General features: G+C 42.8%; 13 protein-coding genes and 1 riboswitch. Of the genes, 4 read left to right on the top strand and 9 right to left on the bottom strand.

The window, feature by feature from the left end:
* Positions 1 to 18 precede the first annotated feature (18 nt).
* Together ACPUYX_RS10085 and ACPUYX_RS10080 are read right to left on the bottom strand one after the other, a co-directional pair.
* On the bottom strand, positions 19 to 1,287 hold the full coding sequence (locus tag ACPUYX_RS10085) for a glucose-6-phosphate isomerase (RefSeq protein WP_426379529.1): 1,269 nt from the start codon (positions 1,285 to 1,287) through the stop codon (positions 19 to 21).
* Positions 1,288 to 1,305: 18 nt separating this feature from the next.
* Entirely contained in the window at positions 1,306 to 2,412 is a 1,107-nt protein-coding gene (locus ACPUYX_RS10080) for a type I phosphomannose isomerase catalytic subunit (RefSeq protein WP_426379528.1), read from the bottom strand.
* A gap of 159 nt (positions 2,413 to 2,571) precedes the next feature.
* Between ACPUYX_RS10080 and ACPUYX_RS10075 the strand changes: the two genes are divergently transcribed.
* Complete coding sequence (locus ACPUYX_RS10075) at positions 2,572 to 4,110, top strand: ATP-binding protein (protein ID WP_426379527.1); 1,539 nt, start codon at positions 2,572 to 2,574, stop codon at positions 4,108 to 4,110.
* A gap of 19 nt (positions 4,111 to 4,129) precedes the next feature.
* Positions 4,130 to 4,825, top strand: coding sequence for a response regulator (locus ACPUYX_RS10070; RefSeq protein ID WP_426379526.1), 696 nt, complete (start codon positions 4,130 to 4,132; stop codon positions 4,823 to 4,825).
* A gap of 65 nt (positions 4,826 to 4,890) precedes the next feature.
* On the opposite strand, the gene ACPUYX_RS10065 is transcribed toward ACPUYX_RS10070, so the two are convergent.
* The 3 genes from ACPUYX_RS10065 to ACPUYX_RS10055 form a co-directional block, all read right to left on the bottom strand.
* A complete protein-coding gene (locus ACPUYX_RS10065; RefSeq protein ID WP_426379525.1) occupies positions 4,891 to 5,931 on the bottom strand; it encodes an aliphatic sulfonate ABC transporter substrate-binding protein in 1,041 nt (346 codons plus the stop codon).
* Positions 5,932 to 6,091: 160 nt separating this feature from the next.
* On the bottom strand, positions 6,092 to 6,904 hold the full coding sequence (locus ACPUYX_RS10060) for an ABC transporter ATP-binding protein (protein ID WP_426379524.1): 813 nt from the start codon (positions 6,902 to 6,904) through the stop codon (positions 6,092 to 6,094).
* The gene (locus ACPUYX_RS10055) at positions 6,880 to 7,710 is read right to left on the bottom strand and encodes an ABC transporter permease (protein WP_426379523.1); all 831 of its coding nucleotides are present in this window, start codon (positions 7,708 to 7,710) and stop codon (positions 6,880 to 6,882) included. Before ACPUYX_RS10055 ends, ACPUYX_RS10060 begins: the two co-directional genes overlap by 25 nt.
* A gap of 391 nt (positions 7,711 to 8,101) precedes the next feature.
* Here ACPUYX_RS10055 and ACPUYX_RS10050 point away from each other — a divergent pair, with 391 nt between their 5' ends.
* Positions 8,102 to 8,776 carry a MarR family winged helix-turn-helix transcriptional regulator gene (locus tag ACPUYX_RS10050; protein WP_426379522.1) on the top strand — a complete coding sequence of 225 codons (675 nt, stop codon included), beginning with the start codon at positions 8,102 to 8,104 and terminating at the stop codon, positions 8,774 to 8,776.
* Positions 8,777 to 8,984: 208 nt separating this feature from the next.
* On the opposite strand, the gene ACPUYX_RS10045 is transcribed toward ACPUYX_RS10050, so the two are convergent.
* Both ACPUYX_RS10045 and ACPUYX_RS10040 read right to left on the bottom strand, forming a co-directional pair.
* Complete coding sequence (locus ACPUYX_RS10045) at positions 8,985 to 9,317, bottom strand: helix-turn-helix domain-containing protein (RefSeq protein ID WP_426379521.1); 333 nt, start codon at positions 9,315 to 9,317, stop codon at positions 8,985 to 8,987.
* A 9-nt stretch (positions 9,318 to 9,326) separates the two neighbouring features.
* A riboswitch (cyclic di-GMP riboswitch) is annotated at positions 9,327 to 9,417 on the bottom strand.
* Between the two features lie 279 nt (positions 9,418 to 9,696).
* A complete protein-coding gene (locus ACPUYX_RS10040) occupies positions 9,697 to 10,431 on the bottom strand; it encodes an MBL fold metallo-hydrolase (protein ID WP_426379520.1) in 735 nt (244 codons plus the stop codon).
* A gap of 77 nt (positions 10,432 to 10,508) precedes the next feature.
* Here ACPUYX_RS10040 and ACPUYX_RS10035 point away from each other — a divergent pair, with 77 nt between their 5' ends.
* Complete coding sequence (locus ACPUYX_RS10035; protein WP_426379519.1) at positions 10,509 to 11,753, top strand: M48 family metallopeptidase; 1,245 nt, start codon at positions 10,509 to 10,511, stop codon at positions 11,751 to 11,753.
* Between the two features lie 516 nt (positions 11,754 to 12,269).
* Here the strand turns inward: ACPUYX_RS10035 and ACPUYX_RS10030 are convergent.
* Together ACPUYX_RS10030 and ACPUYX_RS10025 are read right to left on the bottom strand one after the other, a co-directional pair.
* Positions 12,270 to 13,508: a DUF1015 domain-containing protein gene (locus ACPUYX_RS10030; RefSeq protein WP_426379518.1), complete on the bottom strand. Its 1,239-nt coding sequence runs from the start codon at positions 13,506 to 13,508 to the stop codon at positions 12,270 to 12,272.
* A gap of 243 nt (positions 13,509 to 13,751) precedes the next feature.
* Positions 13,752 to 14,915 carry a phosphoglycerate dehydrogenase gene (locus ACPUYX_RS10025; RefSeq protein ID WP_426379517.1) on the bottom strand — a complete coding sequence of 388 codons (1,164 nt, stop codon included), beginning with the start codon at positions 14,913 to 14,915 and terminating at the stop codon, positions 13,752 to 13,754.
* Positions 14,916 to 14,952: the final 37 nt, after the last annotated feature.

The following is a 14,952-nucleotide window of genomic DNA, read 5'->3' as shown; positions in this document are numbered from 1 at the left end:
CCTCCTTAGTTTTATAATCTATCCTTTTAGTTGAGCAAACATCTTTTCCTTATAAGCCTCTACTCCCGGCTGGTCAAAGGGGTTGACACCCAAGAGCGATGCGGAAAGATAACAAGCATACTCAAAGAAATAAAGCAGCTGCCCCATGTAGTAAGGGGTTAATTCAGGAACATTGACGATGAAACAGGGTACCCCGCCGTCCACATGAGCCTGTACTGTTGCTTCATAAGCGTTTTTGTTAAGGTAAGCAAAATCCAGGTTATTTAGATAATTAAAACCGTCTATGTCTGTATCTTCAGCGGGAATCCTAAAGGTTTCTCCTTGATCCTCAAGGTTAATAAAGGTCTCCAGCAGTAACCTCTGGCCTTCCTGGATATATTGTCCTAAGGAATGGAGATCCTCAGTAAACGAACAGGATGTGGGATAAAGTCCTTTGCCTTCCTTGCCTTCAGTCTCTCCAAAGAGCTGTACCCACCACTTAGCAAAATATGCCAGGGCAGGCTCGAAGTGAGCCAGAATTTCAAGCTGGTAACCTTTGGTCAGGAGAATATTTCTGATCACTGCATAAATTACGGCGTCGTTCTTCTCCGGGCTTTGCGAATGAATTATCTGCTTGATATCCTTAGCACCCCTTAACAGCTCACGTATCCCAACCCCTGAGACGGCGATAGGCAAGAGTCCGACTGCTGAGAGGACGGAATACCGTCCTCCCACATTGAGGGGAAAGGGCATAAGAGTGTAGCCCTTTTTCTTTCCCAGCTCTTCAAGGCTGCTGCCATTGAGTGAGCCAGTCGCAATAATCCTTTGGGACGCTTCTTCTCTGCCGTACCTTTCTTCCAAATACTGTCTGAATACCCTAAAGGTGATGCCCGGTTCCAGGGTGGCAAAATTCTTGGCGATAATATTGACGTAAACTGATTTCCCGGCGAGTTTAGCCATGATCGTTTTCAGATACCTCGGGGATAAATTATTCCCGACATATAAAATTTCAATGTGCTTGTCACCCAATGATTTGATGACAGCCCGTGCTCCTTGATTAGATCCGCCTACCCCAATCAGGACAAATATGTCCCCTCGTTCCCGAATCTCTCGAGCCTTTATTTCAATACTCTCCAGCAAACGATCATTAGCCAGACTAGTTAGATCAACCCAGCCGAGATCATTGCTGTTATCGTGATCAGGAGCGAGAACCGTTCTAAGCAACTCATGATGGCGAATTAGAACGTCATCAATTTCCTTTTCGCTGACAAAAGGAACCGTATTTGTATAATCCAATTTTATCGTCATTGTTTAGCTCTCCTTACTCTATTTGCCGTGACCCGGCGGAAAACAGCGAATGATTCTCAGATGTTCCTCACCTTTGGACTCCCACACCACAGGGCCGAGTGCTGCCGGCAAAAACAATTCATCTCCCTGGTTGATTGCCATGATCCCTCCGGACCAAATCAGGTCGCCCTGTCCGGAAACCACGATCACTACTGAAAAGCTGAACAAACGTGAGGTGGCAAAACAGCCCCAAACCTCCAGTTCATCCATAGAAAAATAAGAGATATCTTTCCCGGATATAACACTTCTGCGCATTCCACCGTCTTTGCGCTCTATGATTTGGGGTTTACGGTAGTATTTCTTCAGGACTTGCTCTCGCGTATAAGATTCATAGTGGAAACATTCCAGCATTTTGGGGAACCCTGCTCCCTGATGGCATTGATAATCGGACATCACTCTTCCCTCGGGCGATACTTTCTCGACTCTCATGGTAAAGTCGGTAGGTTCTTGTATTTCAATCAGAAAACAGCCCGAACCAATAGCATGAGGAATCCCGCTTTCTACCAAAAATACGTCTCCCTCTTGGACCGGAAAATGATGAAGGGAGTCAACCATGCCTTGGATGTCTTGTTTAAAAAATAGCTCCGACCAGGTTTCTTGGGTTACGCCTGGTTTGAAGCCAAGGAGAACATAGGGGGCCTGCCCATTGACCCTTCGCCCTCCCAGGACATACCATGCTTCCGTTTTGCCAAACCCCGACCCAAAAACCCTTTTAGCATAATCACGGTCTGGATGAACTTGAATCAAAAGCCGTGAATAGGAATCCAGTAGTTTTACCAAAATGGCCATATTGTCGCCGAACTTCCTTATGTGGGGCGGACCCAAAAATTCAAGGGGGTGAGCAGCAATCAGGGTTTTAAGAAATTCCGCGTCTGAGTTCGGATCATCCAGCTGGCTCAGCCCTTCAAAGGAATCACTTCTTTCACTTTGGGCCTGAACAATCGATGCTGCCCACTCTTCTGCGGCGAATCCATCTTGAGGATTATCCCTGTGCTGCCACTGATCTAAAAGCATCCCCCCTTTAAAGGGACGCTTGACACGGTTAGGTTTTAGCTTAAACGGTTTTAAGCAGATCTCCTTCTCCACAAGTTCACCTCCTTCGCCTGGATTGAAATAGATCGCATCTCACTTGAAGTTCTAGCGTTTTCCTTCGCAAAATAGGACCAAGCGTGTTAAACTAATAGATGCTACCATAGAATTTAAAAAATTTTCTGCTTTAAAAACTACAGCGGAGGAATCCCAACTATGATTGTCCTCTTATTGTTGCTGACTGTGGCTTCCATCGCACTCTTTATCATAAAAGCCAGAAATTCTTCTGCCTATTGGATGGCGTTCGTTCTTCTCGGTTGGTCTTTAAGCATGTCAGGGTTTGTTCTATTTATCTCAAAATACGGAGGCTTTTACTACCGGGTTAATACCATCTTGTTTTTCAACGATGCTATCCGCATAGCTCTGCTGACATCGCCCATCTCCCTGGATGCCATAAGCCGGATGATCACTGCCGGCCGCTCCTTGTTTGTCTTTAGTTTGATTGGATTTTCCCTGACCCTCTACCACAAGCATCTCGGGAAAGGACTATGGAAGATACAGGCCATTAACTTCCTGCTCTCTCTTATTCAGCTTCTTTTCTATGATCCCATAATTTATCGCAGGGCACTTGAGGTCCTCAATGAAAGGCAGACTTACATTGTCAGTTTGCTGACCAGAACCTGGTTTGTTATATCTGTGATCCTTGCTTTATCCCTTCTGCTTTGGGAATATAAGTTTCTCGCTATTCCTTGGATCAAGCGGCAACGGAAATTTATTCTTATGGGCCTTTTGGCCCTCGTCGTTTTCTATTCTTACCTTGGCTTCATGGGGCCTCTCCAAGTCACTGATGTACGTACCTACTACTTTCTCTACTCTGATTTTTACAATTTCAATCCGCCCATTACCTTGCCGGAGTGGTATATTGGCATTGGATTTACTGGCTTTGCTTCTGTCGTTAGTTTCTATGCTGTCTGGAAATACGCTGAAGTGGAGAGACAATTGGGGCAAGCCGATATGCAATTAGAACGCAAACTTAAAACAGCAAACATTGGAGTACGCGTTTTCACCCATGCTATCAAGAATCAATTGCTTAGTATTCAGCTAATTCTTAATCAAACATCTAAGCTCTTGACGCCGGAAAATGAGACAGAGTCCAAAGATGCCTTAGTGGCGCAGAACCTAGCTAAAACTTTAGAGATCGTCAATCATACTCTTTCCCGACTTGATACCCTCTACAGCTCCTTTAAAACAACGCAGCTTCATCTGAAAGCAATAGTGTTAAGTGAGCTGATGAACAATATTGTCCAGCGCTTAGAGGTTCCTGCTAATATTCAATTTGAGCAGCAGACACTTTCAAGCAGCATCTTAGCAGATCAATTGCACCTTTCCGAAGCCCTTTATAATATTTTATGCAACGCCTTTGAAGCTATCGGAACAGAAGAACAGGGGCAGGTGCATGTTACAACCTGTTCAGATTTCAACTGGCTGATTATTCAAATTCAAGATAATGGCCCCGGCATTCCCAGGGACAAACTGGACAGTATTTTTGATCCGTTCTATACCAGTAAAAACACAAACCGTAACTGGGGAGTCGGACTATCCTACGCCAAGCAAGTCATTGACGGTCATTTTGGCCATATCCATGTAGAAAGTCATACCGATGGGCCGAACAAAGGAACTTCCTTTTACGTCTATTTGCCAATTTACAACCTGACGCTAAATTCTAAAGGAGAAAAATCGCCATCAACTGTCTAATAGGAGGAGCATGATTTTCATGGAAAACGAGATGCTGGAAAAAACCATTGGTATAATTGTAGCTGATGATCTTACGATCTTACGCGATCACTTCTGCAGCATTATCAATGGTGAAAACGATATGAAAGTACTTGCTCAAGCCTCCAGCGGCAAACAAGCGGTTCAGCTCGCAGCAGAGTTAAAACCTGACTTAATGCTCATGGATATAGAGATGGATATGCGCCATGATGGCATTTTTGCCGCCCAGGAAATATTGGCCGCCAACCCGGAAATACGCATTGTCTTCCTGACGATTCATGAAGATGACGATACGGTTTTCAACGCCTTCGAGGTCGGGGCTGTAGACTACATTCTCAAAACTATTGACAGTTCGGAACTGGTTGCCGGCATCCGAGCGGCATACCGCCGCAATTCCCCGATCCGTCCGGAAATAGCCTCCAAAATACGGAATGAATTTTCTCGCATCCGCCGCAATGAGTCGAGAATCTTTGATGCTATGTCTATCGTCTCCAGCCTGACGCCTTCGGAAAAAGCAATCATCACCCTACTTTTGCAAGGAAAAAAGCCGGCAGAAATTACAGCCATTCGTAACGTTGAATTAACCACTATAAAGTCTCAGATTAACGTCATCCTCAAGAAGTTTAATAAAAATCGAACGAAGGAAATTGTCAAAATGATTAAGGATATGAATATCGCTCATCTTTTTTATCGTTAGAACTTAATCAATTTAGCGACAAGGGCTAGGGGTTATCCACCTAGCCCTTGTTTTTATTTATGCCATTACTTTTTCAGGGCTTGGGCCATAGGGGCCGGAGCCAAATATTGATCTGGATCGACATAGGTCTTAACCTTACCGGTCTCTATAAATAGGTTCTCTAAGTTGCCCAACCACTTTTTGATAGTTCCATCCGTTAAATCACTGTTTAATTTGCTGGATTCTATCCAATTTGTCGTTTTCACCTGTACTTTAAGGGAATCTTCTGGGACCTGCGTGAATTTAGAGGTTAATTGGACAGCCTCATCAAGATGGCTTATCCGATAATCATTGGCTTGGCTCCAAGCCTTCATGAAACGATTAACAGCTTCGGGGTTTTTCTCTAAAAATGATGGTCTGACTACCCACATTTGCGGAAAAACATGATCTGGTTCAAAGGTAGCGTCGTTGGCTAATTTTACAATATTATCAGTACCCACTTGTTTTTCAATCTCATTAGTATAGGGAACCCAGGTTGCCACGGCGTCAACTTTGTTAGCCACAAAAGCGGCAACTGATCCGGCTACGTCCATATTTACTAAATTTACATCACTGGGTTTCAAGGATACCTTTTTCAAAGCCAAATCAAGGATCATCTCCGCTGAGCTTCCCTTGGTAACGGCTATGTTTTTGCCTTTAAGATCACTTAAGGTCTTAATTCCCGATTTCTTGGTTGCCCAGACCACATCCCCTTCGTTAGTGCTGTCAACAGTTAAAACTTTACCTTGACCTTGTACGACAAGAGGAAAAGCGCCTGGTCCGATATAAGCGATATCCAGATTTCCCGAGGCCATAGCTTGAAATTCCTGAGGTCCGGTAAGGAATTTCAGCGGATTGACTTGAAGTCCGGCATCTTTAAAATAGCCTTTTTGGTCGCCGATAACGATAGGAGCGGCACCATGAAGGTCTGGCAGATAACCGACATTTATTTTCATGACTGTTGTATTGGTTCCGGAGGAATCCTGAGATTTGGATGGAACGGACGATTGGTTACTGCAAGCGCTTAAAATGAGCGAAAGTACTAACAAGACCACACCCGAAAACACCAGTCTGGTTTTTTTCAACATTAGTAAACCTCCTCAAATTCCCGATATTTCTCTCATAATCTCTTTTTCTATCGTTACTCTAATAGTAAAGTGAGGTTTGAAAAATCTTACTGCAATTCATACGCCATAGAATTCAGTTATTGAATTGATTAATTGGACTTATTCAATTGTATTTTCTCATTTACTTCTTAACTTCCAGATATTCCCGATAAACCTTGGACCAAATCTCATTTTTGATCTCCACGAATTCGGAGCTTAGTTTTGTAGCTTGATCTCGCGGATAAGGAATATCTACCGGGATAATTTCTTTTACCCGTCCGGGCCGTGCGCTCATAATGATAACCCTTTGAGCGAGAATAACAGCTTCCTCCACATCATGGGTAATAAAGAAACAGGTCCTTTTTTCCGTCTGCCAGGTTTGCAGCAGCTCTTCCTGTAATTGGGAGCGTGTCTGAGCATCAACGGCTCCGAAAGGTTCATCCATCAGAAGAACCTCCGGCTCAACGGCATAGGCTCTGGCTATTGCTACCCGCTGTCTCATCCCGCCTGAAAGTTCTTTGGGATAGGCGTGGGCAAAATCCTTCAGTCCTACTAGTTCAAGATACCTTTCAGCTTTCTCTTGCCGTTCTTGCTTGCCTAAACCTTTAAGTTTCAAGCCAAACTCGACATTTTTGAGGACAGTCTTCCAAGGAAATAAAGCATATTGCTGAAAGACGACTCCTCGTTCCCTGCCCGGACCATTAACCGGTTTCCCGTCAACTAAGACACTGCCTTCTGTCTGTTTCTCGAGTCCGGCAATAATGTTTAGCAACGTAGTTTTACCACAGCCGCTGGGGCCGACAACACAGACAAATTCATTATCCGCAATATCTAGGTTAACATCCTGCAAAGCAACCAGTTGACCTGTCCTGGCCTGATATATTTTCGAAAGGTTCTTGATCTCAATTCGATTGTTAACGATGTTTTCCCTTAACTTTTCCTGACTTCCTGCCATCCCGTTAGCTTCCTTTCCAAAAATAAGACCCCTCTGTCCAAGACAAAGCCGATAATACCAATTAATACTATGCCTAAAAGAACCAGATCCATACGGAAATAAATACTTGCCTCCTCAATCATATCGCCTAAGCCCGCTGAAGCCCCGGTCAATTCTGCAGCTACCAACGTCGTTAAAGCACTGGCTAATCCCAGCCTTACTCCTACTAAGATATAGGGAAATGATGCAGGTACTACAACTTCAAAGAATATATCTTTATCAGTCGCGCCTAAAACTTTAGCCGCTTTGATTAGGGTCGGATCAACATTGCGAACTCCTTGATAAATGGTAATAACCATCACCAGAAAAGATGCAACGAAAATAACGGTAACTTTCGCTCCCTCTCCCACACCAAAGGCAACAATTACCAAAGGAATGAGGGCAATGGGAGGAATCGTTCGAAAAAACTGAATCCAGGGCTCGACGATATTGCGGAATAGGCTGTACCAACCCATTAGAAAAGCAACTGGAATAGCGGCAACTAATCCCAAGGCAAAGCCGCATAAAACCCGGAAGAGACTGATGGATATATTTGAATAAAGACTGCCGCTTTGTAATTCTGAAACAAACGCTTGGGCAACTTTCCCCGGGCCAACCAAAACAGCCCCAACCTGCGGAAAAGAAGAGATCCCTGCCCAAAATAGAATGCCAACAATAAAGGATATGACCGTCATAACCCGGGCATCAATTTTATCCCAAAACTTAACCCCTTCTTGACCGCTGCTTCCCGCATTCCTTCTTTTTGACACCGACTGATTCACTGCCACGTATTGCTCACCTCCTTTCCATCCTTGACTATACATCCTGTTTGATGAAAACGCGCTTACCAAATCAGGAATCCTTCATTTACCTCAAGGATATCTCTAAACAATCAGAAAATACAGTATGATCTTTTTTCATACTTTTAGAGGACGATCATCTAAAAGTTCGTACATATCGTCTATAACTTGAAAAATATTATAAGATTTTCAACGGTCCTTATTAATGCGAATCGAACTTAAATCATGCTTATTTAAAACCTTAAATCCAAAAGGCACTATTTCTTCATTGCAGAAAGTACCTAAATCATGAATTGACAAATTAGTAAGGTACCTTTATAATATAATTCATAAGGTACCTTACTAATTATTAATTGCTGCTAGAAAGCGAGGGTTAATTATGAATAACAATGATCTAGACTTATTTGATCAATTTGTCCGCCTTGAATGGCTGCTTCACCGCTATCATCAACACAACCACAGACACCATGGTCCTATGGGAGACTCTCATCGCGGCCAGGGGCGGGTACTGGCTCTACTGAAGTTAAAGCCGGAAATTAGTCAGAAAGAGCTTTCCGATATCTTGGACATCCGCTCCCAATCTTTGGGGGAATTGCTGGCAAAATTAGAGCGCAGCGGTTTTATAACCAGGACCCCTTCCCAAACTGACCGCCGTGTTATGGAGGTGCGCTTGACGGAAACAGGAAAAACGGTATCTGACCAAAATGAGCAGCAGAAAGATACTGAGTCCTTGTTTAGCTGTCTAAATCAAGAGGAGCAATCTGCTCTCAGCGATTATCTGAGTCGTATTATTGATAACTTAGAACAACAATTCGGTAATATTGAACCCGGACCACATTGGCATGGACTTGAACATGGACATGGTGGGCATCCGCCTTTTGACGGCAGAGGTTTTGGCCCTCATTGTGACCGGAGAGGCGGTCATCCACCCTTCCATGGCAGACACTTTGCTCAGCATTTCGGCAGCGAAGAAGGTCGTTCCCCTTTTGATGCCAGGGGGTTTGGCCAAAATTCTAAGCCTGAGGATAAACCAGATAGCTCTGAGGAGAAATAGATTATCGTAAAGAGACCCAATTTAGACTATTATCCCTTGAAAAGGGACTCTAGCTGCAGCAAATCTACTGCTGTACACTGATAAGTTACTGATAAGTTTCGGTATGCAGGTCTAAAAAAACCAGCCCTCTACCTACTTAAATATAGGTAAGAGGGCTGGTTATTTACAGTTTTGAAAACTTTTGCTTCAGGTCTAGACCGTTTTAAGTTCATCGTCTTAAAGCTCTCAAGCTATTTACTTTCAAGAATCTAAAAAATAGGCCAGTCTCTTTTTTAGGAGGAACATCAAGCCTAGTTTCCAAATCAGTTTCAGTTACCCCCATTCGATAGGTATGTACTAAGCTATCAGCATCCAGTCCCAGAAAACGTGCATAAGAACGCAAATAGCCTATTGTGTATACTCCTCCAGGAAGGATTCCAAAGTTCCCTTCTTCTAAAGCTTGCAAATACTTCGTTCGAATTTTAGTAATTTCTTCTACGTCTTTTAACTCTATTCCCTTTTCTTCTCGGGCCTTCCGTAATTGTAGGAAGACATTATCCATATCTAAACCTCCGGCAGCCTGGCAATCATGGCAGGGGCTTTCCTGCTTTAGACCCATAGCTTTGCGTCATACCTTTTCAGATATTTTGCCCTTATTCAGAACATTTTTCGAGATAAGGTAACATAAATGAAGATTTTATATATATTGGTAAAACGCAGTTACAGAATGTCGTATTTCCGAGAATCTTCTCGTGAAGTATTTTAACACATTTGTCAATAACTTTAAATACATTTTTGCTATATTTTTCTATATTCTCTTCTATATTTTTTACTATATCTCTTTAAATTTTTACTTAGGGATCAACACAAAAAATTGGGCTCTGCGGATCAACAACTCTTGTTGACTGTAGAGCCCAATTTTGTTGTTACTTAAGCATAATTTAAAAAGCTAGCTGTAAGATCTGTTCTTGTACATCATTCGTCAATACGCCCCCATGATAGCAAATAACATTATCCATATCAAACTGAGCTAGTTTCTTCACTGACTTATTAGCTTCATCCAAATCGTAAGTAGCTGAGGGATTCGGTCCCGATAATAGGCCGTCGTCGGCAGTTAAGGCATCTCCAGTCACTAACGTTTTACTTGCCTTATGATATAAGCAGATATGACCGGGAGTATGTCCCGGTGAATGGATGACCATAATTCCTCCGCAATAGGGGAGCTCTTCACCATCTTCAATAGTTCTATCGACCATAGCTTTAGGCGGGTTGGAAAATACCGCTTGAATTCGTTTCCGTTGGTCTTCCGGCAACGTGTCAAAGAGTTTCGATCGTTTTGCAGTTTCCGCTTTGATTAGGGGCTTATCACCTTGAATGTAAGGTTTTTCACTCTCATGTGCTAAAACTTCAACCTTTTGCTTTGCACAAGCCAAGATTTCCGGTAAACTGCCAATATGGTCAATATCTTGATGAGTTATGATAACCTTGCTCAAGCGCTCAAAGGAAATCCCTGTTTTTTCAATGGCCTCCTTAATTTGCGGTTCTAAACCCGGAAAACCGGCATCTACTAGAATTACAGAGTCTTTATCCCAAAATAGTGTTGGATAGATAGTTGTTTGACGCCCCATCAGATTAACTGTCAGTTCAAGGGCCTCAACGCCGTTTGCTATTTTCAATTCTCTCAACCTCCATTGTCATCCTAATGGATCTATAATAATAACATACAAGCAACGTTGCAAGGTGGTAATAAAGAATGATGACGATTAACAATAGCTTTCGCCGTATTTCTCAGGCTTGGTTCCTTCTTCTAAGTTTAACTGTGGTCTTTGCACTTCTCTATTTCATTTCCGCACTCTTTCCCAAGCCGATCGATCCTTCCATAAGCAAGTATTTTTCTTTAGCTTTGGCAGAGAAGGCCAGAATATACAATTACACCCCGCGTATTGTTTATATCGTTCATTTATGTTTCCAAATCGGTTTTTTAACCTGGCTGCTTTTTAGCGCCAGAGGGCAATTTTACGTTCAGCGCATCCGAAATCCCGGCCGAAATTATTGGGTAGTTTCCCTCCTTTCCATCCTGGCCATATGGCTTATAAGCACTTTAATTTCCCTGCCTTTCTCCTATTATAGCGGGTACTACTGGCAGAAAATCTGGGGTTTTAGTACCCAAAGTCAAGTCGCTTGGTGGATTGATTATCTGAAAAATACGAGTATCGATCTTGTTCTTTCTCTGGCAGGAGGAATTGTTTTCTTCCTGTTGGTCAATAGGCTATCCCGTTATTGGTGGTTAGTCGGCTCACTGTTGTTCAGTCTTTGGCTCCTTGTAGAATATTTCTTTTGGCCCATTGTCGTATCCCCAATTTTCAACCATTTTGAACCCATACCCAACTCGGCCGTTACTGCAATGGTTGATGAACTTGCGCAAAAGGCAGGATTAAACGTTGGCTCAGTTTTCATGATGGATGCCAGCAAACAAACAACCTTTGCCAACGCCTATTTTACCGGTGTAGGCAGTACGAAGCGAATCGTAATTTATGATACTTTATTAAAAAACTATACCCTGCCGGAGATCAAGGCTGTTATTGCTCACGAAATGGGACATTGGCGTCATAGCGATGTTGTCCACGGGCTCCTTTTAGGAATGGCAGGGGGGTTTATCGTTTTTGGTTTCTTGACCTTTCTCTTAAGACCGTGGCTGCCGAAAAACTCCAATAAACCGCCAGAACTCTGGGCCGCTCTGCAGCTCGCACTTATTCTTCTCCTCTTTGTGAGCAGTCCCATCCAAAGTGCTATCTCCAGAGAAATGGAACGAAATGCTGATTATTTCTCCTTAGAGCTTACCGGCAACCTTCCGGTACAAATTCAACTTCAGGAAGATCTGGCACTCAATAGTTTAGCAGATTTAGACCCTCCCGGCTTCATTGTCTGGTTTAGCTACGATCATCCACCGACCTTAACCAGAATCCATGACTTCGAACGAGAGTATCGTCCAAATTGAGCGGAACATTTGAGGGACAAGCCGAATAGACTATCTCATAATCGCCTCCTCACTCTTATAAATTCGAATGAGGGAGGTGAAAGAGATGCTTCTAGGAATTATCGGTATTTTAACAGCTTTGCTTATAATTATTGGTTTACTACTCGTTATTATTCTCAGACTTCCAGCAGCCGCAGCAGCAGCTTAAATTGCCAATCCCTTTGCCTAGGCGTTTGCCTAGGCCTTCTTTTTATGTTGCATAAAATCCCGATATAAATGAAACGCGGAGAGCTTAAGCCCTCCGCGTTTCAAAGATTAATGAACTCTAATTCGTTGCCCAGGATAAATATAATTCGGATTAGAAATCTGTGGATTTAAAGATATGAGTCTTCGCACACTAGTTCCGTGACATTGCGCTATTTTATGCAAAGTATCGCCTCTGCGAACATAATGATACATTTAATATCCCTCCTCATTTTGACTACATCCCAAAATATTCCACGAGGAGTTTGTTCGGTGCTTGGCAAAATAATTCTCTTAGCCCAACTCATGAATAAATAATCCGCTCCTGAGTTTCGGTTCAAACCAAGTCGACTTCGGCGGCATTAACTGACCTGCGTCGGATACATTAAGCAATTCATTGATTGAGGTTGGGTACATAGAAAAGGCAACCCTCATGTCAATGTTGACCCTGCTTTCAAGTTCCTTAAGACCTCTTATTCCGCCCACAAAGTCGATTCTCTTGTCTGTTCTAATGTCTTTTATATTTAGAACCGGTGTTAACAAATAATTTTGCAGCAAAGTAACGTCAAGTCCCTCGACGGGGTCACTTGAACGAATCTCCTTCTTGGCGCTTAACTTATACCAGACTCCTTCCAAATACATCCCGAATGTAGCCTTTTCCGTTGGCTTATAAGGTTCCTTACCGATAGTTTCGATTAAAAACGATTGTTTCAGAGCACTGAGAAACTCTTCTTTCGTATGACCGTTCAGATCTTCGACCACACGATTGTAGTCTAAGATCATCAACTGGTCATGGGGAAACAGCACCGAGAGAAAAAAGTTAAACTCCTCTTCTCCGGTATAATCAGGATTGGCCGCTCTACGTTTTAGCCCGACTTTTACCGCGGAAGCCGTTCGATGATGACCATCCGCGATATAGACACTTTCGATCTTCCTAAATTCGCTTTCGATCTTTTCGATATCAATCTCGTCCGCAATTTTCCATACTGTATGCCTGATTCGGTCAGGAGCGATAAAATCATATAATGGCTTTTCCCGTTTTATTTTTCCTACAATATTATCAATAGTTTTTTGTGAACGATACGCTAAAAATATTGGACCAGTTTGAGCATTGCAACTATCCACATGATTGATGCGATCGATTTCTTTCTCTTCCCGTGTTTTCTCATGCTTTTTGATAACGTTATTCAGATAGTCGTCAATCGAGGCGCAGCCGACAAGGCCCGCCTGGGAACGGCCGTTCATCGTTAACTCGTAGATATAGTAACAGTTCTTGCCATCCTTAACGAAGATACCTTCGCTGATCATTTCTTGGAGGGTGTTTCTCGCTTTCTCATACACTTTTGCCTCATAAGGATTAACGTCCTTGGCAAATTGAGTTTCAGCTCGGTCAATCTTCAAAAAGGAGAACGGTTCTTTTAAGACTTCGGCCTGAGCTTCTTCACGATTATAGACGTCATACGGCAGCGCAGCAACTCTGTTTGCAATATCTTCTCGAGGTCTTACAGCTTTAAATGGTCTGATCACAGCCAAAGTTCGTTCCCTCCAATCCCATAACTATTTGTTTGTTATTTTTTATCATTAAATTTTACCATTATATTGTCCAACAAAAAATTCCGAGGGGATCAAAAAGAGGTCCCCTCCAGCTAATTTATCAATTTACAGTTTGAAGGCTCCATCTTCTATAGCTGGTGAGATGAATTACCACTCCAGAATTATCGCTGAACTCTTGTTTTGAACATGTCCCTGTTCTTAACGAAGTGTAGGTGGGGGAGATTACTTAATAACCCTAATTCTTAAAACCCCATCAATTTCTTCGATTCTCTTGATAATGTCAGGGGTCGAAGGCGGTTCGATATCGAGCAGGGTATATGCCCACTGTCCCTTACTCCTATTCATCATGTCCGAAATATTAATATTTTCTTTAGCAAACGCTGCGGTAAATTGGCTTAACATGTTGGGTACATTGCGATGATGAATGGCAATACGCTCTGCTTGAGTACAAACCCCCATGTCACAATTGGGGAAGTTAACTGAATTTTTGATATTCCCATTTTCCAGATAGTCCATTAATTGGACAACTGCCATGACGGCACAGTTATCTTCTGATTCATTCGTTGAAGCTCCTAAGTGAGGAATTGCAATAACGCCTTCATGTCCAACCACTTTAGGATTGGGAAAATCCGTCACGTATTTGCCAACTTTGCCGGAATTTAGGGCTTCAATCATGTCATCATCATTCACCAAAGTGTCTCGGGAGAAGTTAAGAATTTTAACCCCATCCTTCATAAGAGCGAAGGCGTCTTGATTGAACATACCCTTGGTCGTATCGGTTAAGGGGACATGAACCGTAATGAAATCACACTCGCGGTAGATCTCTTCCAATGATTTGCTTGGTTTAATATATTTCGAAAGCTTCCAGGCTGAGCCCACGGAAATAAAGGGATCATAGCCGTAAACTTCCATCTCCAGTTTAATGGCCACATTGGCAGCCAAAACTCCAATGGCTCCCAGTCCGATTACGCCAAGTTTTTTACCTTTAATTTCGGTTCCCACAAACTTAGCTTTATTTTTTTCAACGAGTTTAGCAACCTCCGGCTCATCCTTAACCGAAGTCACCCAGTTTACTCCTCCCAGAATGTCACGGGAAGCGAGAATCAAGGATGCGATTAAAATCTCTTTGACTCCGTTGGCATTCGCACCCGGTGTGTTAAAGACAACAATTCCCTTTTCAGCACATTTGTCGAGAGGGATATTATTAACTCCGGCTCCGGCTCTGGCTATAGCCTTTAAAGAATTCGGCAGTTCTGTTTCATGAAGATTTGCGCTCCTAACAAGTGCCGCATCAGCATTATTAAGGCTTTCAACCATCTCGTAATTGTCCGTGAGTAACTCCAAGCCCACATTGGCTATATTGTTCAATCGGTTGATTTTAAACATCGTTTCATCTACTCCTTCTTAAATCTACTTGTTATTT

Origin of the sequence: Desulfosporosinus sp. SYSU MS00001 (genome assembly GCF_049943955.1) — a bacterium.
Lineage (GTDB): Bacteria > Bacillota > Desulfitobacteriia > Desulfitobacteriales > Desulfitobacteriaceae > Desulfosporosinus.
The sequence above is the reverse complement of the archived record's forward strand: the minus strand, read 5'-3'. Positions and strand labels throughout refer to the sequence as shown.

Excerpts from the sequence above, each read along its gene's own strand:
- ACPUYX_RS10035 (WP_426379519.1), top strand. The coding sequence starts at position 10,509 with ATGATGACGATTAACAATAGCTTTCGCCGTATTTCTCAGGCTTGGTTC.
- ACPUYX_RS10045 (WP_426379521.1), bottom strand. The coding sequence starts at position 9,317 with ATGGATAATGTCTTCCTACAATTACGGAAGGCCCGAGAAGAAAAGGGA.
- ACPUYX_RS10050 (WP_426379522.1), top strand. The coding sequence starts at position 8,102 with ATGAATAACAATGATCTAGACTTATTTGATCAATTTGTCCGCCTTGAA.
- ACPUYX_RS10065 (WP_426379525.1), bottom strand. The coding sequence starts at position 5,931 with ATGTTGAAAAAAACCAGACTGGTGTTTTCGGGTGTGGTCTTGTTAGTA.
- ACPUYX_RS10025 (WP_426379517.1), bottom strand. The coding sequence starts at position 14,915 with ATGTTTAAAATCAACCGATTGAACAATATAGCCAATGTGGGCTTGGAG.
- ACPUYX_RS10060 (WP_426379524.1), bottom strand. The coding sequence starts at position 6,904 with ATGGCAGGAAGTCAGGAAAAGTTAAGGGAAAACATCGTTAACAATCGA.
- ACPUYX_RS10085 (WP_426379529.1), bottom strand. The coding sequence starts at position 1,287 with ATGACGATAAAATTGGATTATACAAATACGGTTCCTTTTGTCAGCGAA.
- ACPUYX_RS10070 (WP_426379526.1), top strand. The coding sequence starts at position 4,130 with ATGGAAAACGAGATGCTGGAAAAAACCATTGGTATAATTGTAGCTGAT.
- ACPUYX_RS10075 (WP_426379527.1), top strand. The coding sequence starts at position 2,572 with ATGATTGTCCTCTTATTGTTGCTGACTGTGGCTTCCATCGCACTCTTT.